Annotated in this window: 23 protein-coding genes; 12 read left to right on the top strand and 11 right to left on the bottom strand. The window is 69.5% G+C overall.

Translation table 11 applies throughout. From position 1 onward, the window contains the following. The first annotated feature begins 245 nt into the window (after positions 1-245). From CLT74_RS01685 to CLT74_RS01675, 3 genes are all read left to right on the top strand, one after another. Positions 246-545, top strand: coding sequence for a hypothetical protein (locus CLT74_RS01685; RefSeq protein WP_099844970.1), 300 nt, complete (start codon positions 246-248; stop codon positions 543-545). After that, a complete protein-coding gene (locus CLT74_RS01680; RefSeq protein ID WP_099844969.1) occupies positions 542-796 on the top strand; it encodes a flavin reductase in 255 nt (84 codons plus the stop codon). Before CLT74_RS01685 ends, CLT74_RS01680 begins: the two co-directional genes overlap by 4 nt. A gap of 112 nt (positions 797-908) precedes the next feature. Further along, entirely contained in the window at positions 909-1,967 is a 1,059-nt protein-coding gene (locus tag CLT74_RS01675; RefSeq protein WP_143697009.1) for a hypothetical protein, read from the top strand. 20 nt (positions 1,968-1,987) lie between these two features. Here the strand turns inward: CLT74_RS01675 and CLT74_RS01670 are convergent, their stop codons facing one another. Further along, the gene (locus CLT74_RS01670; RefSeq protein WP_099844967.1) at positions 1,988-2,746 is read right to left on the bottom strand and encodes an IclR family transcriptional regulator; all 759 of its coding nucleotides are present in this window, start codon (positions 2,744-2,746) and stop codon (positions 1,988-1,990) included. A gap of 161 nt (positions 2,747-2,907) precedes the next feature. On the opposite strand from CLT74_RS01670, the gene CLT74_RS01665 reads away from it, so the two are divergent. The 6 genes from CLT74_RS01665 to CLT74_RS01640 all read left to right on the top strand — a co-directional run bounded on the left by CLT74_RS01665 (position 2,908) and on the right by CLT74_RS01640 (position 10,720). After that, the gene (locus CLT74_RS01665; RefSeq protein WP_099844966.1) at positions 2,908-4,092 is read left to right on the top strand and encodes a fumarylacetoacetate hydrolase family protein; all 1,185 of its coding nucleotides are present in this window, start codon (positions 2,908-2,910) and stop codon (positions 4,090-4,092) included. After that, a complete protein-coding gene (locus CLT74_RS01660) occupies positions 4,089-5,612 on the top strand; it encodes an aldehyde dehydrogenase (NADP(+)) (RefSeq protein WP_099844965.1) in 1,524 nt (507 codons plus the stop codon). The genes CLT74_RS01665 and CLT74_RS01660 overlap by 4 nt, the downstream gene beginning before the upstream one ends. A gap of 50 nt (positions 5,613-5,662) precedes the next feature. After that, positions 5,663-7,003, top strand: a complete 1,341-nt coding sequence (locus tag CLT74_RS01655; protein WP_099844964.1) for an extracellular solute-binding protein — start codon at positions 5,663-5,665, stop codon at positions 7,001-7,003. A 78-nt stretch (positions 7,004-7,081) separates the two neighbouring features. Further along, positions 7,082-8,023, top strand: a complete 942-nt coding sequence (locus CLT74_RS01650; protein ID WP_099844963.1) for a carbohydrate ABC transporter permease — start codon at positions 7,082-7,084, stop codon at positions 8,021-8,023. After that, positions 8,023-8,907 carry a carbohydrate ABC transporter permease gene (locus CLT74_RS01645; protein WP_099844962.1) on the top strand — a complete coding sequence of 295 codons (885 nt, stop codon included), beginning with the start codon at positions 8,023-8,025 and terminating at the stop codon, positions 8,905-8,907. The genes CLT74_RS01650 and CLT74_RS01645 overlap by 1 nt, the downstream gene beginning before the upstream one ends. Positions 8,908-8,992: 85 nt before the next feature. Further along, positions 8,993-10,720: an IlvD/Edd family dehydratase gene (locus CLT74_RS01640; protein ID WP_199172042.1), complete on the top strand. Its 1,728-nt coding sequence runs from the start codon at positions 8,993-8,995 to the stop codon at positions 10,718-10,720. Between the two features lie 63 nt (positions 10,721-10,783). Here CLT74_RS01640 and CLT74_RS01635 read toward each other — a convergent pair whose 3' ends face one another. From CLT74_RS01635 to CLT74_RS01620, 4 genes are read right to left on the bottom strand one after another with little or no spacing between them, the layout of a single operon-like run. After that, entirely contained in the window at positions 10,784-11,992 is a 1,209-nt protein-coding gene (locus tag CLT74_RS01635) for a sn-glycerol-3-phosphate ABC transporter ATP-binding protein UgpC (RefSeq protein ID WP_099844961.1), read from the bottom strand. A 10-nt stretch (positions 11,993-12,002) separates the two neighbouring features. Then, positions 12,003-12,836: a carbohydrate ABC transporter permease gene (locus CLT74_RS01630; protein ID WP_099844960.1), complete on the bottom strand. Its 834-nt coding sequence runs from the start codon at positions 12,834-12,836 to the stop codon at positions 12,003-12,005. A 1-nt stretch (position 12,837) separates the two neighbouring features. Beyond that, complete coding sequence (locus CLT74_RS01625) at positions 12,838-13,836, bottom strand: carbohydrate ABC transporter permease (protein ID WP_099844959.1); 999 nt, start codon at positions 13,834-13,836, stop codon at positions 12,838-12,840. Next, positions 13,833-15,122 (bottom strand): ABC transporter substrate-binding protein, encoded by a 1,290-nt coding sequence (locus tag CLT74_RS01620; RefSeq protein ID WP_099851103.1) that lies wholly within the window; start codon positions 15,120-15,122, stop codon positions 13,833-13,835. Before CLT74_RS01620 ends, CLT74_RS01625 begins: the two co-directional genes overlap by 4 nt. Before the next feature lie 431 nt (positions 15,123-15,553). Here CLT74_RS01620 and CLT74_RS01615 point away from each other — a divergent pair, with 431 nt between their 5' ends. The 3 genes from CLT74_RS01615 to CLT74_RS01605 all read left to right on the top strand — a co-directional run bounded on the left by CLT74_RS01615 (position 15,554) and on the right by CLT74_RS01605 (position 17,189). Beyond that, complete coding sequence (locus tag CLT74_RS01615) at positions 15,554-16,249, top strand: VOC family protein (RefSeq protein ID WP_099844958.1); 696 nt, start codon at positions 15,554-15,556, stop codon at positions 16,247-16,249. Between the two features lie 191 nt (positions 16,250-16,440). Continuing rightward, complete coding sequence (locus CLT74_RS01610) at positions 16,441-16,872, top strand: RusA family crossover junction endodeoxyribonuclease (protein ID WP_099851101.1); 432 nt, start codon at positions 16,441-16,443, stop codon at positions 16,870-16,872. 47 nt (positions 16,873-16,919) lie between these two features. Continuing rightward, positions 16,920-17,189 (top strand): hypothetical protein, encoded by a 270-nt coding sequence (locus tag CLT74_RS01605; protein ID WP_099844957.1) that lies wholly within the window; start codon positions 16,920-16,922, stop codon positions 17,187-17,189. Between the two features lie 126 nt (positions 17,190-17,315). Here CLT74_RS01605 and CLT74_RS01600 read toward each other — a convergent pair whose 3' ends face one another. The 6 genes from CLT74_RS01600 to CLT74_RS01575 form a co-directional block, all read right to left on the bottom strand. After that, entirely contained in the window at positions 17,316-18,983 is a 1,668-nt protein-coding gene (locus tag CLT74_RS01600; protein ID WP_158240166.1) for an IPT/TIG domain-containing protein, read from the bottom strand. A gap of 286 nt (positions 18,984-19,269) precedes the next feature. Beyond that, entirely contained in the window at positions 19,270-19,944 is a 675-nt protein-coding gene (locus CLT74_RS01595; protein ID WP_099851099.1) for an HAD family hydrolase, read from the bottom strand. A gap of 101 nt (positions 19,945-20,045) precedes the next feature. Then, positions 20,046-21,023 carry an acetyltransferase gene (locus CLT74_RS01590; RefSeq protein ID WP_099844955.1) on the bottom strand — a complete coding sequence of 326 codons (978 nt, stop codon included), beginning with the start codon at positions 21,021-21,023 and terminating at the stop codon, positions 20,046-20,048. Positions 21,024-21,247: 224 nt separating this feature from the next. Beyond that, complete coding sequence (locus CLT74_RS01585; protein ID WP_099844954.1) at positions 21,248-21,832, bottom strand: TetR/AcrR family transcriptional regulator; 585 nt, start codon at positions 21,830-21,832, stop codon at positions 21,248-21,250. Positions 21,833-21,899: 67 nt separating this feature from the next. Beyond that, positions 21,900-22,250 carry a cupin domain-containing protein gene (locus tag CLT74_RS01580; protein WP_158240165.1) on the bottom strand — a complete coding sequence of 117 codons (351 nt, stop codon included), beginning with the start codon at positions 22,248-22,250 and terminating at the stop codon, positions 21,900-21,902. Positions 22,251-22,319: 69 nt separating this feature from the next. Continuing rightward, positions 22,320-25,022, bottom strand: coding sequence for an MGH1-like glycoside hydrolase domain-containing protein (locus CLT74_RS01575; RefSeq protein WP_099844952.1), 2,703 nt, complete (start codon positions 25,020-25,022; stop codon positions 22,320-22,322). Between the last annotated feature and the right edge of the window lie 29 nt (positions 25,023-25,051).

The following is a 25,051-nucleotide window of genomic DNA, read 5'->3' as shown; positions in this document are numbered from 1 at the left end:
AGCCCGGACGCCGGAAGCACCTTCCGAGAGTAACGGCCGGTACATCAGAGTGTCACCAGCGGAACCGCGGGCGTGGCACGGCCCGCCGGCGGGACCAGCACGGGGCCGCCCGACGGGCGAGCACTCTCGGGCGGCCCTCTCTCAACTCCGTGTCGACTGAGGAGGCGCGCCGTGCCTGTTCCGAAGCCCACCACCGCCGTACCCGCGCCCGGCCGGCCGGCCCGGCTCGATCGTCGTCATGTGGAGTGACGCGGGCGGACGGCACGCCTCGGGTCTCTCCCGGCGTGTACCTGCTGGACCGGGAAGCATCTCCGCAGTTCGCCAGCCCGATCCTGGTGCGGGTGATCCGCGAGCTGCTCGACCGACACCCGCCGTACGGCTGGACCTGGGTCGACTGTTATCAGCTCGACCGGCACGGCGACGCGACGGAGAAACGGCAGTTGTTCGTGATGCCGCAGGGCATGCGCCCGGTGCACGTGACACCGGTCCCGTACGCCGCGCGTCGGTGCCCACCCCGCTACCGGGCCGCCCGGGCGGGCGGGTGAACGCCGGGCCGGAGGAGCACGTCGCGTCCCGTCCCACCTGGCGTTGCCGGGCCTGCGGGATCGCCTGGCCCTGTTCCGCGGCGAAGCTGCGTCTACTCGCCGAGTACCGGGACAACATGCCGGGGCTGATGGTCTATCTCGTCACGTTGTGGGAGGAGGCCGCCGAGCATTTCGCCGGATCGGGTGGTGGTGAGCCACCTGCCGACCTGCACCGACGGTTCACCGACTGGGTGCCGGCCCGGTCCAGATAGCCGCCCGCCCCGCTCCGCGCACTCCCCCGACGCGGACGCGGGGCGGGCTCTGCCCGTCCACCTGCGACGTCGGCGATCGCCCGATGGTGACCTCGCCTCGTACGCTTCGGGCATGGCACGGCGATCGTCGATGGAACGGCTGGTGCGGTCGACCTGGGTGCGCCTGGCCCACGGCGTGCGGACGCGAACGCTTCCGGTCCTGCTGGTCTTTGCCGGGCTGTCGGGAGTGATGCTCCTGCTGGCTCGCGGTGCCGCCGAGTACGGCCGCACGCTGGCGATGGAGTTGGGCGCCGAGTTTGTGGGGGCGCTGGTGGTGATCTTCGCGCTGACACCGATCGTCAGACGGTCCCAGCAGGGCCGCGTCCGCGAACACCGCCACCTCGACTTCACCTGGTACACCGACCGGGTGATGACCGCGACCGCGTCGGTGCGGATCCTGCACACGTTCTCGCGGCTGTTCTCCCCGCCGTACAGCCAGCGGTTCCTCACCGCGGCGGCGGGTCTGATCCGTCGGGGCGGCCGGGTCGAGGTCCTGCTGATGCACCCGGACTCGGTGGCTGCGGTGCTGCGCACGACCGAGTTGGCCGGGCGTCGCGACGTGAGTCAGGAATCGCGCCGCAACCTGCAGACGCTCGAAGCCTTCCGGCAGGGCCTTGACGAGAACTCCCGCGCACGCTTCGAGGTCCGGCTCTACACCGCCTCCGCCTCCGTGCAGATGTACCAGTGGGACGACAGGTTGCTGGCGTCCTTCCTGCCACTGGGCAAGCTCTCCGGCGACCATTCGCAACTGGAGGTTTCGACGGTGTCGCCGCTCGGGAGCTTCGTCACGGAACGCGCCGACGAGCTGTGGGACGGCGGCACGGCGCTCAGCGAGTACTGGCTGACCGGTGTCACCCTCACCGACGACGAGGGCCGGCGGCGGTACTCGTGCCGGTTTCTCGACATCGGCGACCGGCACTACCTGGCCGACGCCCGGGTGATCGCCCAGCTTGCCCGCGCTCAGAACGGCTCGGTCAGGGTCGAGCTCCGACAGTGCCCGGGGACGGTGCACGGGGTGGACGTGATCACCGAAGGTGACCCGGACCTGGCGTCCGTACGGCAGCGTTTCCTTGAGAAGTACGGCCAGTCCGAGACCGTCTTCATCCGCCTCAACCCGTTCCCGCCGGCCTGACGGGCGCGGCGGGACTCTGGTCAACCGAGGTCGGCGGTGTGGCCGAGTTCGCCGGAGATCTGGTTCGCGGTGTCGAGCAGCAGCGGCAGGCTGTCCTTGAGCTGATCGAGGCTGGCGATCACCTCGATGGCGGTCATCGAGGCGGCGGCGATGACCCGCCCGCGTGAGTCCCTGATCGGCGCGGCAACGCACATGACGTACGTGTCGTGCTCGCCGTTGTCGACGGCCCAGCCCTGTTCGCGGATGCGGACGAGTTCGGCGTCGAGCGACTCGCGGTCGGCGTACGTGGTGGGGGTGAACCGTTCGAAGACGACGTGGGACAGGAGGCGGTCGCGTTCCTCCGTCGGCAGGTACGCCAGGATGGTCTTGCCGACGGCGCTCGCGTAGATCGAGACCGCGCGCCCGATCCGGGACGGCAGCTTGACCGCGTCGAAGGCCGGGCTGTCGACCTTGTCGATGTAGATGATCTCGTCGCCGGTGAGCTGCGCCAGGTGCACGGTGTGGCCGGTCTCGCGCTGGAGCGCGCGCAGCGGCGCGGCAGCGAACTGCCGCAGGTCCATCGAGCCGAGTGCGAGTTCCGACAGTTCGATGATGCCGCTGCCGAGCACGTAGGTCCCGGCGCCGGTCCGCCGGACGAAGCGCGCCGATTCGAGCGTCTGGAGAATCCGCAGGGCCGTGGACTTGTGGACACCCAGGACCGCCGCCGCCTCGGTGAGCGACAGCGGATGCTCCGCGGCGCGGTGGATCAGGTCGACCGCGCGACGAATCGATTGCGACAAGGTGGTGTCTCCCTCCGGAGGCGGCCCCGACGGTCGCCAGTTGCATCATATGCAATGTAGTCCGCCCTAGCTGCAACCGACTATTGACACCGTTGCATATGGCGCTACGATCGTTGCAGATTCCAGCTCGGCGACACCCGACCTGTGCCAGGGGAGTGACGATGAGCAAGGAGCCCTGGTTCGGCACTGCCGCTGAGGCGTTACCGGTCGACGCCGAGGACAGCGTCCTCATCGGCCGGATCTGGGACCCGTCCGTCGACGGCCCCTCACCCGTGGCCGTCCGCGACGGCGAGGTCATCGACGTCAGCCACCAGTTCCCGACCGTCCGGGACATCTGCGAGCTGCCTGACCCCGCCAAGGTGGTGACCGGATTGGACGGGCCGCGGGTCGGCGGCCTCGGCGACCTGCTCGCCAACACCGCCTCGGCGGACCGGGACCGGACCCGGCCCTGGCTGCTCGCCCCGGTCGACCTGCAAGCGCTCAAGGCCGCCGGCGTGACCTTTCCCGTCTCGATGATCGAACGGGTCATCGAGGAGCGGGCCCGGGGAGACCTGACCCTCGCGGCGGACATCCGTCGCCGGATGCTCGCCGACATCGACGCCGACCTGCACAACCTGGTCCCCGGTTCGGCGGAGGCGGAACGGCTCAAGGCCACGCTTATCGCAGAAGGCGTCTGGAGCCAGTACCTGGAGGTGGGGATCGGCCCGGACGCCGAGATCTTCACAAAGGGTCAGATCCTCTCCGCCGTCGGCACCGCCGTCCCGGTCGGCGTGCTCGGCGCGTCCACCTGGAACAACCCGGAACCCGAGGTGGCGCTGATCGCCCAGTCCAGCGGCCGGATCGTCGGCGCCACCCTGGGCAACGACGTCAACCTGCGCGATGTCGAGGGTCGGTCGGCGCTGCTGCTCCCCCTGGCGAAGGACAACAACGCCTCGTGCGCCCTCGGTCCGTTCATCCGGCTGTTCGACGAGCGGTTTCCGCTCAGTCGGGTACGCGAACTCACCGTGGATCTCCAGGTCCGTGGGGTGGACGGCTTCCACCTGGCGGCGACCTCGGAAATGGCCCGGATGTCGCGCGAACCGGCGGCCCTGATGCGGCAGTTGATCGGCCCGCACCACCAGTACCCCGACGGCGCCGTGCTGATGCTCGGCACCATGTTCGCCCCCACCCAGGACCGCGACCGACCCGGTGAGGGCTTCACCCACAAGGTCGACGACGTGGTGCGGATCAGCTGCCCGGCGCTCGGCACCCTGGTCAACCAGGTCCGGCACGCGGAGCAGTGCGAGCCCTGGCGGTTCGGCGTCCGCGACCTCATGGGCAATCTGGCTAAGAGAGGACTGCTGTGAACGTCACCACCACCGACCCGCGCGACGGCCGGCACCGCACCACGGACCTCACCGAGACGGACGAGTCCGGCGTGGCGGTGATCGCCGAGCAGGCGTCCCGGGCGGCACAGTGGCTGTTCGACAGCGGAAGAGTCGGCCGGGCGCGGCTGCTGGACGCGATCGCCACCTCCCTGGAGTCCCGTCGCGCAGACCTGATCGGCACCGCTGAGGCGGAGACCGGACTGGCACCGGCGCGACTCGACTCGGAACTCACCCGGGCGGCGGTCCAGTTCCGGATGTTCGCGGCGGTGCTGCGCGACGGCGGGTACCTGGAAGCGGCCATCGACCACGCCGCCGACACACCCATCGGGCCCGGCCCGGACCTACGGCGGATGCTCGTACCCCTCGGACCGGTGGCCGTCTTCGGGGCCAGCAACTTCCCGTTCGCCTTCTCCGTGGCCGGCGGCGACACCGCCTCGGCGCTGGCCGCCGGTTGTCCCGCTGTGCTGAAGGCCCACCCGTCCCATCCGCTGACGTCGCACGCCTCCGCCGACGCGATCGAGTCGGCGATCCACGACCTGGGCGGGCCCGCCGGGGTGATCACGACCGTGTACGGGGAGCAGGCCGGCCGTTGGCTGGTGCGCCATCCGGCGATCCGGGCGGCGGCCCTGACCGGTTCCGTCGGCGCCGCCCGCGCCATCCAGGCGGCCATCGACGAACGCGCTGACCCCATTCCGCTCTACGCCGAACTGAGCAGCGTGAACCCGATAGTCATCCTGCCCGGCGCCGCCGCCGGTCGAGCAGAGCAGATCGCCGAAGGACTGTTCACCTCCTTCACCGGCTCCGGCGGCCAGCTGTGCACCAAGCCCGGCCTGGCGTTCGTCCCGGCGGGCCCGGGCGGCGACCGTCTGGTCGACACGATCCGGGGGACCGTCGACAGCGCCGGCGGGATGGTCCTGCTGAACCAGCGCATCCGTGACGCGTACGAAAGTGGGGCCGTCGCCTTGGAGAAGGCCGGCGCCCACCTCGCCGCGCGGCCCCGGATCGAGGCGGGTGCGGGCTTCACTGTGGCGCCGACGCTCCTGGAGGTCGACCTGCCGGGCCTGACCGCCGAGATCGCCGAGGAGTGCTTCGGCCCGCTCATGGTCGTGGTCCGCTACCGGGACGTCGCCGAACTCGACACCGCGCTCGCGACGGTGCCGCCGTCGCTGACCGGCTCCGTCCACAGCGGACCGGAAGACGACACCGAGACCGTACGCAAGCTTGTCGACGTGCTCGCCGCCCGCTGCGGTCGGATCGTCTTCGACGGCTACCCCACGGGGGTACGGGTGTCGTGGGCGCAGCACCACGGCGGGCCCTGGCCGTCGACGAACGCCGTGCACACCTCGGTGGGCGCCACCTCGATCCGACGGTTCCTTCGCCCGTTGGCGTGGCAGAACGCCCCGGAATGGATCCTGCCGGAGGAGCTGCGAGACGAGTACACCGCCATTCCCCGACGCGTCGACGGGAGGTTGCTGCCTGGGATCGATCACCAGTCGTGATGTCGACGCATGGAACCTCGTGCACCGCGAGCCCGAAGGGAACCACGTCAATGAAGACGAGACGAACACTCGCCACGGTGGCGATGCTCGCCGCCGCGAGCGGCCTGGTCGCCTGCTCCTCCGACGAAGGCGGCAGCGACGCGAGCAACTGTACGAACACCATCACCAAGCAGGATCTGCCGGTTGTCACGATGTGGGCCTGGTACCCCAACATGCAACTGGTCGTGGACAACTTCAACAAGGCCAACGATGAGGTCCAGGTCTGCTGGACGAACGTCGGACAGGGCGGCGACCAGTACGACAAGTTCCAGACGGCCATCTCCGCGGGCACCGGAGCGCCCGACGTGATCATGGTCGAGATGGACCGGATCCCGACCTTCCAGATCCAGAACGCGCTCGTCGACATCAGCGGGTACGGCCTCGACGCGGTGCGGGCCAATTACGGCGACGGGGCGTGGAAGGACGTCTCGGTCGGCGACGCCGTCTACGGCGTCCCGGTCGACGGCGGCCCGCTGGCGATGATCTACCGCAAGGACATCTTCGACAAGTACGACATCACCCCGCCCACCACCTGGGCCGAGTACGAGCAGGCCGCGCAGAAGGTGAAGGACGCCGGCGGACCGCTCTTCGGCGACCTCGGCGCGAACGTCCCGGCGCTGATGATGGCGCTCCAGATCCAGAAGGGCGCGGCCCCGTTCACCTACGACCCCGCCCAGCCGGAATCGATCGGGGTGCGGCTCAACGACCAGGCGTCGAAGGACGTCCTGGACTACTGGGCCGGACTGGTCCGCAAGGGCCTGGTCGGCACGCAGGACCAGTTCACCCCGGAGTACATCTCCGGGGTCATCAACGGCAACTACGCGACCTACATCTCGGCCGCCTGGGCGCCCGGCTACCTGACCGGTGCCGGCGTCGGTCAGGGCCAGGACACCGGCACCTTCGCGGTGGCGCCCCTGCCGCAGTGGGATCCGAACAATCCGGTCCAGGTGAACTGGGGCGGGTCGGCCTTCTCGGTCACCAGCCAGTCCAAGAAGCCGGAGCTCGCGGCCAAGGCCGCCTACGGCCTCTACGCCGACCAGGAGTCGCTCACCGACGGCTGGACCAACCAGATCATCTTCCCGCTCAATCTGACCGCGCTCAACAACCCCGAGTTCGTCGATCTCAAGGTGGCCTTCTTCGACGGCCAGCAGGCGAACAAGGAGGTGTACGTCCCGGCCGCCAACGCCTACCAGGGCGTGGTCTACAGCCCCTTCGGCCAGTACTACTTCGATGCCATGACCAAGCAGATAAGCGAGATGAGCGCCGGCTCCGTCACCGGTTCGCAGGCTGCCGACCGGCTCCAGGAGGACGTCACGAAGCACGCCACCGAGCAGGGCTTCACCGTCCGATGACCGACCGGGTGGGCCGCGCCGTCCTCCCCCGGCCGGCCCACCCTCCACCCCCAGCGGCCCACCGTCCCGGAGCCCAAGATGACATCGATTACCGAGAAGCGCGCTCCGCGCACCCACCATGAGAAGCGCAAGACCCGAGGCACGATCCAGCGCCGGGAGCACCTGACGGGGTGGCTCTTCGTCGGGCCGTTCGGGGTGGTCTTCCTGGCGTTTCTCATCGCCCCGCTGGCGTACGCGCTCTATCTCAGCCTGTTCCAGAAGAAACTCATAGGCGGCACCAGCTTCGTGCTGTTCGACAACTACGTGAAGGCGTTCACCGACCCGAGTTTCCTGTCCGGAGCGTGGTTCGTCATTCGCTTCGCGCTCGTCGCCATTCCGGTCCAGATCGCCATCGCGCTCGCCATGGCCCTCATCCTGGACGCGGTGACCTCCCTGTTCGCCCGCTTCTCCCGCCTCATGATCTTCCTGCCCTATGCGATCCCCACGGTCATCGGGGCCGTCATGTGGGGGTTCCTGTACAGCCGGAGCTTCGGCCCGCTGACCGACGTCTTCGGCTTCTTCGGTGCCAGCGCACCGGACTTTCTGAGCAAGAGCCTGATCTTCTACGGCCTGCTCAACATCGTCACCTGGCAGTGGGCCGGCTACTACATGATCATCCTGTACGCGGCCCTCCAGGGCATCGATCCGACCCTCTACGAGGCCGCTCGGATGGACGGCGCCGGACGATGGCAGATCGCGCGCCGCATCAAGATCCCGCTGATCGCGCCGGCGCTGATCCTGATCCTGGTCTTCTCGCTCATCGGCACCCTGCAGTTCTTCAACGAACCGCAGATCCTGCGCTACCTCGCCGCGGGCACGATCGGGTCGGACTTCACCCCCAACATGTACGCGTACCAGCAGGCGTTCGGACTCGCCAACTTCAACTACGGGTCGGCGATCTCCTTCGCCCTCGGCGGACTCGTCTTCATCTGCGTCTACGCGTTCCTGTTCTTCACCCGCAAGCGGAGGAGCTTCCTCTGATGGCCGACCACACAAGCGTCAGCGCAGGCCACCGCCGAGCACAGCGCTACCTTCCGCTGCAGATCCTCCTCGGCTTCCTGGTGATCTACTTTCTGGTGCCGTTCTGGTGGGTCATCGTCAACAGCTCGAAGGACGCGCCGGGCCTGTTCGGCGGCGGCAACACCCTCTGGTTCGCCGACCAGATCGACTACCTCGGCAACCTCAGGCAGTTGTTCACCTACGACGGGGGCATCTACCTGCGGTGGATCCTGAACTCCACGCTGTACGCGCTCGCCGGTGGGATCGGTGCCACGGTCCTGGCGGTGATGGCCGGCTACGGGTTCGCCAAGTACCGTTTCGCCGCCCGGCGGTTCAGCTTCGCCGTCGTGCTCGGCGCGTTGATGGTGCCCGCCACCGCCCTGGTCATCCCGACGTTCATCATGTTCGCCCAGCTCGGCCTGACGAACACGGTCTGGGCCGTGATCCTGCCCTCGCTGCTCAACCCGTTCGGCGTCTATCTGATGCACGTGTACGCCCGCGACGCGGTCCCGGACGAGATCCTCGACGCGGCGCGGGCCGACGGCGCGGGAGAGCTGCGCACCTTTGTCCAGATCGCCCTTCCGCTGATGCGCCCCGCGGTGGTCACCGTCCTGTTGCTGTCCGCCGTCGCCTCCTGGAACAACTACTTCCTGCCGCTGGCCATGCTCTCCGACAACCGGCTCTTTCCGGTCACCGTCGGCCTCGGCCTCTGGCAGGGCGTCGCGTCCGCGAACAACGCGGGCGGGACCTCCCTGTGGAGCCTGATCATCCTGGGCTCGCTCGTGTCCGTGATTCCACTGATCATCGCGTTCTTCAGCCTCCAACGACACTGGCGCGGCGGCCTGTCCGTCGGGGGTCTCAGGTAGCTCACCGCTGCCGTCGACGGATCGACGGCGTGCTCATCGTTCGCCGCGCTCGCCGCGGCCCGACAGTCGACAGGAAGGTGTGCCGATGTCGATGACGAATCGACAGCTGCGCAGCGCACAGTGGTTCGGTGCGGACGGCCGCAACGGGTTCATTCATCGATCCTGGATGCGTAACCAGGGGTTCGCCGACGATGTCTTCGACGGCCGACCGGTGATCGGTATCGCCACCACCTGGTCGGAGTTGACGCCGTGCAACGCCCACCTCAGGGAGCTGGCCGAATCCGTGAAGCGGGGGGTGTGGGAGAGCGGCGGGCTGCCGCTGGAGTTCCCCGCGATGAGCCTGGGCGAGCCGCTCATGCGGCCCACCACCATGCTCTACCGCAACCTGCTGGCGATGGAGGCGGAGGAGTTGATCCGGGCCAACCCACTCGACGGGGTGGTCCTGCTCTCCGGCTGCGACAAGACCACCCCCGGCCTGCTGATGGGTGCGGCAAGCGTCGACCTGCCGACCCTGCTGATCACCGGCGGCCCGATGCTCAACGGCAAGTTCCGTGGCCAGGACATCGGCTCGGGCACCGCCGTCTGGCGCTTCACCGAGGAACTGCGGGCCGGCCGGATGACCGTGGCCGACTGCGCGGAGGCGGAAGTCTGCATGTCCCGCAGCCGGGGACACTGCATGACCATGGGCACCGCCTCCACCATGGCCTGCGTGACCGAGGCGTTGGGCGTGCAACTGCCCGGGGCCGCCGCGGTCCCGGCTGTCGACTCGCGCCGGTTCGCCCTCGCGCACGCCGCCGGACGCCGGATCGTCGCCATGGTCGAGCAGGACCAGCGGGTGTCCACGGTGCTCACCCGCCACGCGTTCGAGAACGCCATCCGGGTCAACGCCGCGATCGGTGGCTCCACGAACGCCGTCGTGCACCTGCTCGCGATCGCCGGACGCGTCGGCGTCCCCCTGACGCTCGAAGATTTCGACACCCTCACCGCCGACGTGCCCATGCTGGTCAACCTGATGCCGTCCGGGACGTACCTGATGGAGGACTTCGCCTACGCGGGCGGCGTGCCGGCGGTGATGACGGAAATCGCCCCGCTGCTGCACCTGGATCAGATCACGGTCAGCGGAAAGAGCGTGGCCGACAACATCAGCGGGGTCCAGTGCTGGAACCGGCAGGTCATCGGCACCCTGGCCGAGCCCTTCCAACCCGCCGGATCGGGCACCGTCGTGCTGCGTGGCTCACTCGCGCCGTCCGGGGCGGTGCTCAAGGTCTCCGCCGCCTCGGCGCACCTGCTCACCCACACCGGGCCGGCGCTGGTGTTCGACCGGATCGAGGAGTACGTAGTCGCGGCCGACGACCCGGATCTCGACGTCACCCCCGACACGGTGATCGTGGTGCGCAACGCCGGACCACGCGGTTACCCCGGCTTCCCCGAGGTGGGCAACGTGCCCATGCCACGACGGCTGCTCGCCGCCGGCATCACGGACATGGTGCGGGTCTCCGACGCCCGGATGAGCGGCACCGGGTACGGCACCTGTGTCCTGCACGCGGCGCCGGAGGCGTCGGTTGGCGGCCCCCTCGCGCTGGTCCGCACCGGCGATCTGGTCAGCCTCGACGTCCCGGGGCGCCGCCTGGACCTGCTTGTCGACGAGGCGGAACTGGCCACCCGCCGCGCCGCCTGGCAGCCGCCGCCCCCGGCGACCGATCGAGGCTGGGTACGGCTCTACAGCGAGCACGTACAGCAGGCCGACACGGGCGCGGACCTGGACTTCCTCGTCGGTGGCAGCGGCAGCGAGGTGCCTCGGCACTCGCACTGACGCCGGCCGTCTGCCGGGTGCATCCGTTGCTGCCATGCCGCCAGATGCACCCGGCAGGCCCGGTCAGTCGGCGAGGGCCCCGGCGGCGCGGCCCTCGTGCAGGGTCAGGTTGCGGCCGTCCGACGGGTCGAACAGGTGGATCTTCTCCAGGTTGAACCAGACCCGCTGGTCCTCCCCCTCGGCGACCGTCGACTCCGCCGACAGCCGGGTGACCAGGTTCGACCCGGCACCGCTGAAGTCGGCAGCTCCCGCGTCGGCGGCCAGTTCCTCAAGCTCGGCGGAGGTGGCCCGCTCACCCTCGACGCTGAGGTAGACGTACTTGTCCGAGCCCATCGACTCGACGATGTCCACGGGGGCGGTGAACTCCATGCCCCGGCGCCGGGTCTCCTCGTCGACAAGCTCGGCGTCCTCGAAGTGTTCCGGACGGATGCCGAGGATCAGCTCCCGAGGGGCGTCGGCGCCCTCCAGCTCACGGCGGATCCGGTCGCCGATCGGCACGTCACCCAGGGCGGTACGCAGCGTGCCGTCCTCGACGGTGGCGGTCAGGAAGTTCATCGACGGTGAGCCGATGAACCCGGCCACGAAGAGGTTGTTCGGGTGGTCGTACAGCTCCTGCGGCGGGCCGACCTGCTGCACCGCGCCACCCCGCATGATCACCACCCGGTCGCCGAGGGTCATCGCCTCGGTCTGGTCGTGGGTGACGTAGACGGTGGTGGTGCCGAGCTGCTTCTGCAACCGGGACACCACGGTACGCATCTGCACCCGCAGCTTGGCGTCCAGGTTGGACAGCGGCTCGTCCATCAGGAACGCCTTGGGCTGCCGGACGATCGCCCGACCCATCGCCACCCGCTGCCGCTGCCCGCCGGAGAGGTTCGCCGGCTTACGGTCCAGCAGCGGCGTCAGCTCCAGGACCTTCGCCGCCTCCTCCACCTTCTGCGTGATCGTCTCCTTGTCCAGCTTCGCCAGCCGCAGCGGAAACGCCATGTTCTCCCGGACCGTCATGTTCGGGTAGAGCGCGTACGACTGGAACACCATCGCGATGTCCCGGTCGCGGGGGGCCTTGTCGTTGACCCGCTGCCCGCCGATGCGCAGCTCACCGGAGCTGATGTCCTCCAGCCCGGCGATCATGTTGAGGGTGGTGGACTTGCCGCAGCCGGAGGGGCCGACCAGGATGACGAACTCGCCGTCGGCGATCTCCAGGTCGACGTCCCGCACCGCGGTGGTGCCGTCCGGGAACTTCTTGCTCACCTTGTCGAGCACGATGTCAGCCACGAGTTATCACCTATCCCTTGACGGCGCCGGAGGTCAGGCCGGAGACGATGCGGCGCTGGAAGAAGAGAACGAACAGGATGATCGGTACCGTGATCACCACGGCGGCGGCGCAGATCGCGCCGGTCGGATCCTCGAACTGCGAGGCGCCGGTGAAGAACGACAGCGCCACCGGCACCGTGCGCGAGCGCTCGGTGGAGGTCAGCGAGATGGCGAACAGGAAGTCGTTCCAGCAGAAGATGAAGACCAGGATGGCCGTGGTGAACAGCCCCGGTGCGGCAAGCGGTGCGATGACCCGCCGGAACGCCTGCCCCTGGGTGGCGCCGTCCATCTTCGCGGCCTTCTCCAGATCCCACGGGATCTGCTTGAAGAACGCCGACAGCGTGTAGATCGCCAACGGCAGCGCGAAGGTGATGTACGGCAGGATCAGACCCGGCCAGGTGTCGAAGATGCCCAGTTGTCGTTCGATCTCGAACAATGGCGAGACCAGCGACACCTGCGGGAACATCGCGATCAGCAGGGAGACGCCGATCAGCACCCGCTTGCCGGGGAAGTCCAACCGCGAGATCGCGTACGCGGCCATCGCGCCGAGCACCACGGCGATGGCGGTGGCGATCAACGCGATGCCGATGGAGTTGATCAGCGCGCGGACGAACTGGTCGGTGGCGAAGATCGTCCGGTAGTTCTCAAGCGTCCACTCTCGGGGGATGAACTTCCCGTCGGTGAGCGTCGCCGGCGTCTTGAACGACAGCGACATGATCCACAGCACCGGGGTCAGCGCGAAGACGACCACGGCGACGTCCAGCAGGCCCCAGCGCACCTTGGCCCGGGTGGTGGTGTCAGCCATGTCAGCGCCTCTCCCCGTCGTCGCTGCCGGGGGCAGCGGTACCGAACAGCTTCACGAAGATGAACGCGATGATCGCCACGGTGATGAAGATCAGCACCGACATCGTCGAGCCGATGCCGAGGTTCAGACCCCGGATCAGGTTGTTGTAGGCGATCATCGACACCGACGAGGTCTCGTTGGCCCCCGACGTGAGCACGTAGATGTTGTCGAAGACCCGGAACGCGTCAAGGGTGCGAAACAGCAGCGCCACCAGGATCGCCGGCTTCATCACCGGCAGCATGACCTTGGTGAACCGCTGCCAGCCGGTCGCGCCGTCGGTGGAGGCGGCCTTGAGCAGATCCTCCGGCACCAGCGCCAGACCCGCCATCAGCAGCAGCGCCATGAACGGCGTGGTCTTCCAGATCTCCGCCAGCATGATGATCGCCAGCGAGCTGGCCCGCTCGGTGAGCGGCGCCCCGTCGGAGAACAGGTTGGCCAGGTAGCCGGTGCCGGGCGTCCACGCGTACCGCCAGGAGAAGGCGGCCACCACCGTGACGATGCCGTACGGGATCAGCGCCGAGGTCCGGACGATCCCCCGCCCGACGAGCGTGCGGTGCATGATCAGGGCGAGGCCCATACCGAGCACCAGCTCCACGGCCACGGTGACCACCGTGATCAGCATGGTCACCCCGAACGCCGTCCACCAGAACTCGTTTGTCAGCACGGTGACGTAGTTCTGCAGCCCGATGAACTCCCGTTCGGCGGGGAAGCGCAGGTCGTATCGCTGCAACGACAGCCACACCGAGTACAGGATCGGGTAGGCGGTCACCGCCAGCATGACGAATGCCGCCGGGGCGCAGAGCAGCCAACCCAGCCGCCGCTCGGCCCGCTTGTTCTCACTCAGCGGCACCTTGCCGCGCCGGTTGTCCCGCTGGGCGGGCACCGCCGCGCGCCGGCCACCGCCGGTGTCCGTGCCGTCGGCGGCCACGTCCGCGCCGGCCGGGGTGGAATTGACGCTCACGGGAGGACTCCCCTCGACTCCAGCGCGGCGGCGACGGCGTCGCGCAGTTCGTCGGCGGTCGCCTGCGGGTCGATCGCCGCCGGCGGCGACAGGATCGCCGAGGTCACTGTGGAGATGCTCTGGTACGCCGGGGTCAGCGGTCGCACCGCCGGGTCCCTCAGCTGTTCGAGGATGGTCTCCTTCATCGGGTACGCCTCATCCATCTCCGGGTCGTCGTACACGCTCTCGATGGTCGGCGGCACCCCGTCGTTGATCGCGGAGAACTTCTGGTTCTCCGCGTTGCGCAGGCACCTGGCCGCCTCGAAGGACTCCTCCGGGTGCTCCGAGTACCGGCTGACGGCGAGGTTGATCCCGCCGATGGTGACCCGGCCCGGGGTGTCCCCGTCGACGCCGGGCACCCGGGCCCAGGCGACCCGCTCGGCCAGCTCCGGGTTGGCCTCCTGCATCGCCGGATAGACGAACGGCCAGTTCACCTGGAACGCGCCGGTGCCGCTCTGGAACTCCAGCCGCACCGGGTCCTCGGTGGCGTTGCTGAACGACGGGGAGGTCACCCCGGAGGTGGCGAAGGTACGCAGCACCTCCAGCGCCCGCACCGCGCCCTCGTCCACCACGGCCTCGGTGCCGTCGTCGTTGAGAATGTTGCCGCCGGCGCTGGCCACGAGGGTGTTGTAGAGCACCACGAGCCCCTCGTACTGGGCACCCATGGTGAGCACCTGGTGCGGTTGGCCCTGCTCCCGCAGCCGCTGCGCCATCGAGATCATCTCGTCCCAGGTGGTCGGCGGTTCGGGCACCAGGTCCTTGCGGTACCACAGCAGCTGGACGTTCGTGTTCTTCGGCGCCGCGTAGAGCTTGTCCTCGTACCGGGCGGTCTCCAACGGGCCTTCGAGGGTGCCATCCTCCACCTCGGCGCGGTCCTGCCCGGTCCATTCCAGGATCCAGTTCGCGCTGGCGAACTCCTGGGTCCAGGTCACGTCGAGACCGAGCACGTCCATGCCGTTGTCCTCGGCCGCGAGCCGGCGCACCATCTGCACCCGCTGCTCGTCGGCTTCCCGTGGCAGCACCCGGTTGACGATGCGGTACCGCCCACCGGCCTCGGTGTTGCACCTGTCGACGACCTGCTGGAGGTTCTGCTCCGGCGGGTAGTACAGGTTGATCGTGGGCACCCCGCCGTCTCCGCCCGAGGCACACGCCGCCATCGGTGCCACCAACGTCAGCGCCGCTGCCGTCGCCGCCATCCGTACGCGGGGCCGGCGTCGACCGCCGACCGGATCACTCCGCTCGCTCATGACCCTCCCCTCGTTCTCGGCCAACACCCGGGGAGGTATCCGTGCCCCGGCGCACGGCGAGACGGTCAGGGCGTTTGACCTGCGGCTTCGCACCCTGCGTTTCGTGGCTGGAACACTGCCCGACGTGGGGAGCCGCGAAACCTGCCCGGGCCGAGACGCCCTAAACACCGAACCCTGTGGCTCACGTCACTCCGGTCCAGGCTCGGGGCGCGCCGGTACCTGCGGGTATGCGGTCCTGTCGAGCTGAGAGCGCGAACGGATCACGGCCACCGGACCACCCGCGAGGTCCTTCGGCGATGGCGCAGACCGCTCAGCTCGACACTGTCCACCCTCCGCCGCCAAGCCACGCGGTGCCGACGCCCGAACCACGCGGGCGCTCAGCCGACGGGTTTCCGGAGGCGGATGTCGGTGCCGGCCGGCATGATCGGCGGATGATCGCACGCTTCAAGGACCTCTGTCTCGACGCCGCCGACGCGCACGCCCTCGGCCGGTTCTGGGCACGAATTCTGGACGGGGAACTGGTCGACGTCGGTGACGGCGACACCCGGGTCGACCCGTCCGGCGGTGCCAGCGCGGACTCGATCTGGGTCAACCAGGTTCCCGAACGGCGTACCGTCAAGACTCGCGTACACCTGGACCTGCGGTTGGCCGAGGCGAGCCCGGCGGCGCTGCTCGAGGCCGGCGCGCGGCTGGTCCGCGAGCCGGACTCGGAGATCAGCTGGTGGGTACTGGCCGACCCCGACGGCAACCTGTTCTGCGCTTTCGCCCCCGGTGAGAATTCCCGGCCGGGGCCGTTCGAGCTGGTGGTGGACTCCGTTGACCCGACCGCACAGGCCGGCTGGTGGGCCGGTGTCGTCGGCGGCGAGGTCGAGGTCAGCGAGGAGGGCCACGCCTCGGTCACCGGCGCGGCCGGGTTCCCCTGGGACCACTGGGTCTTCGACCCCGTGCCGGAGCGGAAGAGCGTGAAGAACCGGATGCACTGGGACGTCGACCTGGCCGATCCGGCACCGACCGCGCTGATCAGGACCGGCGCCACCCTGCTGCGGGAGCCGGACGATGCGGTGTCCTGGTGGGTGCTGGCCGACCCGGAGGGCAACGAGTTCTGCGCCTTCCCGCCCCGGGACTGACCGGCCGGTGCTACCGGGTGGCCGTCGGGTGGACTAGCGTTTAACACGCTCCGCCGCCAGCGCGTACGCCGTCGCCGTCGATACGCCACCGGCCGACCCCGACCCGCCCGATCGGTTGGTTCTCGCGGGAACAGCCCCTCACCGGCTTACCGGTTGGGCAGGATCGTCCCCAACGAGGAGGTGCCGCCGTGGTGCAGGACACCCGCGCTCTCACCCTGACGTTCGAGGTGAGCGGCCTGCCACCGGTCAAGACCGAAGCGCTGTCCATCTTCGCCGCCGGGCATCGGCAGGCGACGAGGGTACGCGCCCTGTTGCAGGCCGCCTGTGCGGCCGCGCAACAAACCGGCTGGACGCCACTGTCCGGCCCGATCGAGATCGACCTGACCCTGCGCTGCCCGCCCGGCCACCGCACCTCCGACGCCAGCACCCTGCTGGGCGGCGTGTGTGCGGTGCTCCAGGACAAGAAGCGGGTGTCCAGCATCGGCCTGGCCCACCTCGGCGTGCTTGTCGACGTCGCCCTCTACGACGACGACAAGCAGATCCGCCGGCTGTCCTACCTGGAACAGCCGGCCGAGGACTTCTCGTACCAGGTGCGCGTCGCCGCCGTACCGGACGGGGTTTGACCGACGGCAGCGGTGGGGTACCGCAGCCGCCGACGAAGGGAGCGCCGATGTCGGAGCCACATGTCACGCTGGACCCCCGCGACCCGGTGCAGGAGAAGCTGCGCGGGCCGCTGGAGGAGCAGCTGACCTCTGCCCTTCAGGCGGCTGCGGACCGGGTGCGCGACAGCTATGCCGGCGAGCCGGTGGAGCAGGTCTGTCAGCGGCTGCTCGACGAGACCCGCGCCGGGCTGCACCACGACATCGCGGCCGGATTCCAGCCCGACATGGACGAGTTCTGCCGGGTGGCGGTAGCCATCGTGCGGGGCGAGACGTCCTGAGGCGTCGACGTCCCGTCCGGCCGGCAGGGTGGCCGGCGGACATCGAGCTTGAGCCGTATACCTGTGCGGTCCACGACCGCACAGGTATACGGCTCATCGGGCCGAAGCTCGGCCCAACCGACCGGGTCAGTCGGTGCGCTGGCGGCGCCAGGTCAGCAACACCAGGAAGCTGCCCGCGACGACCAGCAACGCGCCGGCGGTCAACGACGTGGCAACGGCGTCACCGGTCACCGGCAGTTTCCGCGACACGTAACGGAAGGTGAGCCCGCCGGAGTCACCACCGGCGGTGCTCACGACGACTGTGGTGCTGCCAGCCGCGCAGGCCGGCGTACGGAAGGTCAACGAACGACCGTCCGACGTCACGGTGACCTCACTGGCCTGGATGGTCCGGCCGCAGATGGTGACCACGGTGCCGCCCGGAACAAACCCGGAACCGCTGACCGTGACTGTCGTACCGCCACGGGTCGCGCCCTGATCCGGGGACAGCGCATCAATGACCGGCGGGGCGGTCTGGTAACTGAACGCTGGCGCGGCGGCGGTGCCGGCGGGAAACACCAGTCGCACCTCGGCCACCCCGACGGTGTTCGGCGGCGTCACCACGGTGATCGCGGTGCCGGCCGGGTTCACGGTGAATCCGGTGCCAGGTAGCCCGCCGAAGGTCACCCCGGTCGCACCGGCGAAACCGGTGCCGGTGATGGTGACCCGGGTACCGCCCGAATCCGGCCCGGTCGTCGGCGTCAGTCCGGTCACCACGGCGGCACCGCCATCGGCCAGGTACGCGTAGTCAAGCGGCGCGGACGAGCCACCGTTGACGGCCACCACCACGACGGCCGGGCCGACCGCACCGGGCGGAGTGACAGCCGTCAACGACGTGCCCGCCGGGCTGACCGTGACGTCGGTGGCCGGTACGCCGTCGAAGGTGACGGTCGTGCCACCCGGAACAAAGCCCGTACCGGTGATCGTCACCGCCTGGCCACCCGACTGTGGTCCGTCGTCCGGCGTGATCGCCGTGACGGTGGGAGCAGCCGCGACGTACGTGAATCCTCCCGGTGCCTCAGCGTTCGCGCCTGGCAGGAGCACCAGCACGTCGACCTGGCCGACCGGAGCCGGCGGCGTCACCACGGTCAGCGAGGTGCCGCCCGGATCGACGACGACATCGGTGCCCGGTACGTCATTGAAGGTCACCCCGGTCGTACCGGCGAAGCCGGTCCCGGTGATCGTCACCGTCGTACCCCCAGCGGTCGGGCCCGTGTTCGGCACGATGGAGGTGATCGTCGGCGCGACGTACGTGAAGTCCGGCGCGGTCACCCTGCCGGCCGGGAAGATCAGCTCGACCAGGGCCGGGCCGGCCGGGTTCGGCGGGGACACCACCGTGATCGTGGTGCCGGCCGGGTCGACAGTGAAGTCGGTGCTGGGCAGGCCGTTGAAGTCCACGGCCAACGCCCCGGTGAAACCGGTCCCGGTGATCGTCACTGTCGTACCACCGACGGTGGGCCCAGCAGGCGGTGCGAGGCCGGTCACCACAGCGGCACTGCCGTCGGCGAGATACGTGTAGCCCAGTGGCGGTGCGGTGCCATCCACGTTACCGACCACGACCGCTGCCGGGCCGACCGCACCGGGCGGAGTGACAGCCGTCAACGACGTGCCCGTCGGATCGACGGTGACGTCGGTCGCCGGTACGCCCTCGAAAGTGACAGTCGTGCCACCCACGATGAAACCCGTACCGGTGATGGTCACCACCTGACCACCCGACTGCGGCCCCTCCTCCGGCGTGAGCGTCTCGGTGGTGGGCACCGCTGCCACCGACGGACCGCCGACGCCTCGTGTGCTCCCGTCACCCGGCGCGGCCCGCGCAGGCGTCCCGAGTCCCACGGTCGTCATGCTGGCGACCAGCATCACCGTGGATGCGAGCGCGATTCCTCGCGGTCCAGATTTCATCGAGTTCCCCCGTCCAGTTCGACTGGCGGGCGTGCTCGACGTGTCGAGGCCCGCCACCGACTGAACGAGCACAAAAGTTACTAGTTATGGCATAACGGTATAAATACTCCAAAGCGCCCACCGGCACCCGCGACGGTAGTGATCAGAAGTGCCGCAGCAGGTCCGGGAAGGCGGCCAGGTGCAGCACCCCGCCGTCCGCCGGATCCAGCTCGTCATGCTCCAGTACCCAGGTGTTGGCGTTCGGGATGAACACCGCGTTCCAGCCGGCGGCCCGGGCGGGCAGGATGTCCGAGCGCGGTGAGTTGCCGATCATCCACGCCCGAGCGGGGTCCAGCCCGTGCCGCCCGGCCAGCCACAGGTACGTCTCGACGTTCTTCTCCGGCACGATGTGCGCGGCGGAGAAGTGGTGCGCCAACCCGCAGGCATCCAGCTTGCGCTGTTGTTCCTCGCGCTCGCCCTTGGTCAGCAGCAGCAGCTCGTGCCGGCCGGCCAACTCGTCCAGGGCGTCGGCCACCCCCGGCATCAGCTCGACCTGGTGGGTCACCAGCGCCACCGCCAGCTCGTCGATCTCACGACGCTCCGCCTCGGTCGCCGGACGCTGACGCAGCCGTTCCAGACAGTCCCGCAGACTGCGCAGGAAGACCTGGCTGCCGTACCCGTGGGTGACAGTGTTGGCCCGCTCGATGTCGTCGAGCACCGCTCGCAGTTGCGCCCGGTCGAGGGTGGGATGGTCCAACCATTTCAGGAAGTCGTCGATCACCCGCTCGAAGACGACATTGTTCTCCCAGAGGGTGTCGTCGGCGTCGAAGACCAGCACCCGGCCCGGCTCGATGGCTGCCTCACGCGTCACCTCGCGGACTGTAGGCGAACAGACGCACGGCGGACCACCGGATAACCGGGCACCCGTCCCTGATCGGCTCAGGCCGGGGTGAAGACCACCCGGGAGCGAACCCGGCGGAAGCCGGTCCGCTCCAGCTCCGCCACCACAGCCACCCGGTGCGCGTCCACGTCGGCGACCACCTCGTACGCCCCGCCGCCGGCCAACGCCGCGACCGAGTCGGCCACCAGCTCACCCAATACCGACTCGTCCAGCAGGCCGAGGTAGGCGATCATCGGGAAACACGCGTCGGCCGTCGACCCAGCCAGGCCCACCGGTTCGTCACCGTCGAGGGCGACGCGCCAGTTGCCGGGCGGCGTATCGGTCAACCAGGCCAGCGGGTCGCGGGCCAGGTCCACCCCGGCGACCGCGCGGGCGGTCTCGGCGCCGGTAAGCACGACCGGCTCGACGATCCGGGCCACCAGCGCGGCTATCTCCGCAGCGTCGGCGGCGGGACGGAACGAGAACCGGCCCGACGGCGTCGGCAGTGGCCCGCCCGTCCAACTGAGCCTGATCCGCTCCCCCCGCTCGACAAGTCCCGCGAGTCGGGCCGCGGCCATCGACGCCTCGGCGACGGCCCGCACCTCGGGTTGCCGACGCCAGTACGCCGGCAGGGCCGCGTGGTACACCTTCGGGCCACCGAGCGCGTCGTGCGCGGTACGTAGCAACGCGGCACCGATCTCCGCCGCGATACTGACCTGCCTCGCGGTGCCGGCCGACGCTGCGGTGCCGGCCGACCGCGTTGGGTCGGTCGACTGTGCGGCATCGGCGGACGGCCTGAGGTCCAGGTCGAACCGTTCCAGCCACGGTTCGCCGACGGAGCCGGGTAGCAGCAGCCACGCGGCGCGGCCCACCACCCGGTCGCCGCGCAGCGCGATGAAGGTGCGCTCCGGCCGGTAGCCGCCGCCGGCGATCCCGTCGGCGTAGCTGATCTGTCGCAGTTGCGGCAACGGGTCGGGCATCGAGTCGAACAGTTTCTCCTCGCCCGCGACGAGCGGGCGGACGACCAGATCGGTCATGGCAGATCCTCCGGGACAGCGACGCCCCGGGTCAGATCCGCGTGGACGCCGGGGCGCGGACGGGGCGCAGAACATCGGACATTGTTCTGACCTCCTCCCCACTCGACGGCGTGCCAGCGAACCTACGCCCCCACCCCACCCCGCGCAACCACCCACCCCACCCATCCAGTTGATCAAGAAGTTTGCGTCGTCCCGGCCCGCGAAAGCTGACGCAAACTTCTTGATCACCGGGACGAGGGGCGGGGGTGGAAGAGGTTCTGGCTGAGGAGGTGTTCGCGGTGGTCCTGGGTGTCGGGGCGTAGCCGGCCGCCGCGGGTGAGCATCACCATGCCGTGCAGCAGGCTCCAACCCAACTCGGCGAGGATGTCGGCGTCGCGGCCGGCGGCCAGCGGCGTCAACGCGGTGCGCAGCTCGGCGAAGGTGGCCGCGACGGTCTCGGGCACCTGCTCCGCGCCGAGGGTCAGCTCCGGCGTGTGGGCGAACATCGCGTCGTAGACCTCGGGATTGGCGTACGCGAAATCCAGGTACGCCGCCATCACCGCCGGCCAGACCTCCGCCGGCCGGTCGACCACCGTACGCGCGTCGGTAAGCGCGGCGGCCAGGTCGGCGAAGCCTCGCACCGCGACGGCGGCGACCACCGCATCCCGGTCGGCGAAACGCTGGTAGAGAGCACCGAGGTCGACGTCGGCGCGTTCGGCGAGCCGGCGGGTGGTCACCGCAGCCAGACCCTCCGCCTCGGCCAGTTGCCAGGCGGTGGTGACGATGGCGTCGCCGTCCTGCCCGGTGCCGGGTTCGTCTGCTCCGAACACGCCGTCGATGCTAGCCCCGCGTCACGCAGGGTCATCCCGTCGCGACGGATTGGCGACTGAAGGCCGGTCAGTGCTCGGGTGGGCCGACCACCGTCGAGTGGTACCGCCCCCAGACGGCAGCCCGCTCCTCGTCGCTGGACGCGGTGTGCAGGGCCGTGACCAGCTCATCCACCTCGGGCGACATGATCGCGATGAGGTCGGCGCCCTCCGGGTCGACGGTGGCGAAGGTGTGGGTGGTGCCGGCCGGGATCACCACGTGTTCGCCCGGTCCGAGGATCCGTCGTTCGACGCCGACCAGGACCTCCAGCCGACCCCGCAGGACGACGAAGCCCTCGGTGGACCGGTGGTGCTGATGCGGTGGCGCCTGATCACCCGGGTAGTGGTCCAGCTGCCAGCGCCGCAGCACGAAGTCACCCATGGCCGCGACCATACCCACCGAGGACGACACTGTGGACCGCATCGACCCCGCCGCGGCCGGGCAGCCCGGTCAGCGGCGCAGGGTGAGGATGAGGTCGGCGACCAGGGCGGTCCAGCCCGTCTGGTGCCAGGCGCCCAGGCCGGCACCGTTGTCGCCGTGGAAGTACTCGGGGAAGGCGATCAGGTCACGCCAGTCCGGGTGGGTCTGGAACAACTGCGCCGCGCCGTAGATCGGCCGGCGGCCCCAGCCGTCGCGGGTGAACAGCGCGATCAACCGCGCCGACAGGTCGTCGGCGATCTCGTCGAGGGTCTTCTTCACCCCGGACCGGGTCGGATACTCCACCTGAAGGTCGTCGCCGAAGAACGCGGCATAGTCCCGCAACGCACTGATCAGCAGGAAGTTCGTCGGCATCCAGATCGGCCCGCGCCAGTTGGAGTTGCCGCCGAACAGGCCGCTCGTCGACTCGGCCGGCTCGTAGCCGACGCAGAACTCCTGCCCGCCCAGGGTCACCGCGAACGGCTTGTCCAGGTGGGCGCGGGACAGCGTCCGCAGCCCGTACTCGGAGAGGAACTCGTCGGTGTCCAGCATCCGGGCGAGCAGCCGCACCACCTGCTCCGGCCCGCACATGGACAACAACCGCTGCTGCCGCCCGTCCGGGCCGAGCCGCCGCGCGCCCACCACCGAGGCGTACTCGGGCCGGTTGGTCAGGAACCAGCGCAGCCGGGCCCCCAGCTCGGGCAGCCGGTGCAGGGTCCGCGCGGTCAGCCGGGTCACCGCGGCCAACGGCAGCAGACCCACCACCGAGCGCACCTTCAACGGCACCTTCGTGCCGTCGGCCAGCCGCAGCACGTCGTAGAAGAAGGCGTCCTCGTCGTCCCAGAGCCCCTGGTCGTACGCGGCTGCCGCGATGTAGGCGAAGTGTTCGAAGAACTTCGTCGCGGTGTCCACCCAGGTCCGGTCGTGCTCGGCCAGCACGATGGCGATGTCCAGCAGGTTGAGCGCGTACATCGCCATCCAGCCGGTGCCGTCGGACTGCTCCAGCACCCCGGCCACCGGCAGCGCCGCCGACCTGTCGAACGGGCCGACGTTGTCCAGCCCGAGGAACCCGCCCTCGAAGACGTTGTTGCCGCCGGTGTCCTTGCGGTTGACCCACCAGGTGAAGTTCATCAGCAGCTTGTGCATCATCCGGGCCAGGAAGTCGTGGTCCCGGCTGCCGTCGATCTCGAACACCTTCAACGCCGCCCAGGCGTGCACCGGCGGGTTGACGTCGCCGAAGGCCCACTCGTACGCGGGGATCTGTCCGTTGGGGTGCAGGTACCACTCGCGCAGCAGGAGCAGCAGCTGCTCCTTGGCGAAGCCGGGGTCGACCCGGGCGATGCTCACGCAGTGGAAGGCCAGGTCCCAGGCGGCGTACCACGGGTACTCCCACGGATCCGGCATGGAGATCACGTCGAAGCTGGTCATGTGCCACCAGTGGCTGTTGCGCCCGTGCCGGCGACCGGCCGGCGGGGTCGAGCCGGGGTCGCCGTCCAGCCACCGTTTGACGTCGAAGTGGTAGAACTGTTTGCCCCACATCAGCCCGGCGATGGCCTGCCGGGCGATCAACGCCTCGTCGGCGCTGGCCTTGGCCGGGATGACCGCGTCGAAGAACCGGTTCGCCTCGGCCCGACGGGCCCACACCACCGCGTCGAAACCGTCGCCGAGGTCGGCCGGCGGCGGCTCGCCCTCGCCGGGCGGCGGGGCGGTACGGGTCAGCCGCAGCCGGATCCGCCGTTGCTCACCGGCCGGCACGTCCAGCACGTAGTGCAGCGCCCCCTTGGTGCCCTCCAGGCCCGGGTTGACCGTCTCCGCACCGTCGACCACATGGTCGTTGATGCCGTCCTTCGGGTACGGGGTACGACTCGACAGCCCCCACAGCCGCTCGGCGTTCGTGTCGTTGTCGCAGAGCAGCGGCGTCGGGTCGCCGTCGCCTTCGAGCACGATCTGGCCGAGCACCCAGTGCTCGCCGACGAGCCGCCGCCCGGACCCGACGATCCGGGGCACCCGGTCACCGCCGGGCAGCCCCCACGCCCAGGTGTTGCGGAACCACAGGTGCGGCAGCACGTGCAGCCGGTCGGCCTCCTCGCCGCGGTTGACCACAGTCACCACGATGCACATGTCGCTCGGGCCGGCCTTGGCGTAGTCGACGGTCACCGCCCAGTACCTGTCGTCGTCGAAGATGCCGGTGTCGACGAGCTCGTACTCGGTGTCGTCCCGGCCCCGCAGGCCGTTGACCGCGACCAGCTCGTCGTACGGGAAGGCGGCCTGCGGGTAGTGGTAGCGCCACCGCATCCAGGAGTGGGTGGGGGTGGAGTCCTCGTACCACCAGTACTCCTTGACGTCCTCGCCGTGGTTGCCGCCGTCGCCACCGAGGCCGAACATCCGCTCCTTGATGATCGGATCGCGCCCGTTCCACAACGCGAGCGCGAAACAGAACGTCTGCCGGTCGTCACAGACGCCCGCCATGCCGTCCTCGGACCACCGGTAGGCTCGGGACCGCGCATGGTCGTGGGGAAAGTAGTCCCAGGCCGTGCCGTGCTCGCTGTAATCCTCCCGTACCGTCCCCCACGCCCGCTCGGACAGATAGGGACCCCATGCGCGCCAGTCCTGCTCCCCGGCATCGGCCTGGGCGAGCCGGATCCGCTCGACGTCGGGGGCCGGAGCAGAGGGCGAACCGTCATTGATCACCTGAACATCTTCGACGCCGCCGGGGTACTTGACCACAGCGGCCATTGTCGTCGTGTCGTGTTACACCTCGCCGC

Source organism: Verrucosispora sp. CNZ293, from assembly GCF_002754655.1.
This window is presented reverse-complemented; position numbering and strand designations above follow the sequence as displayed.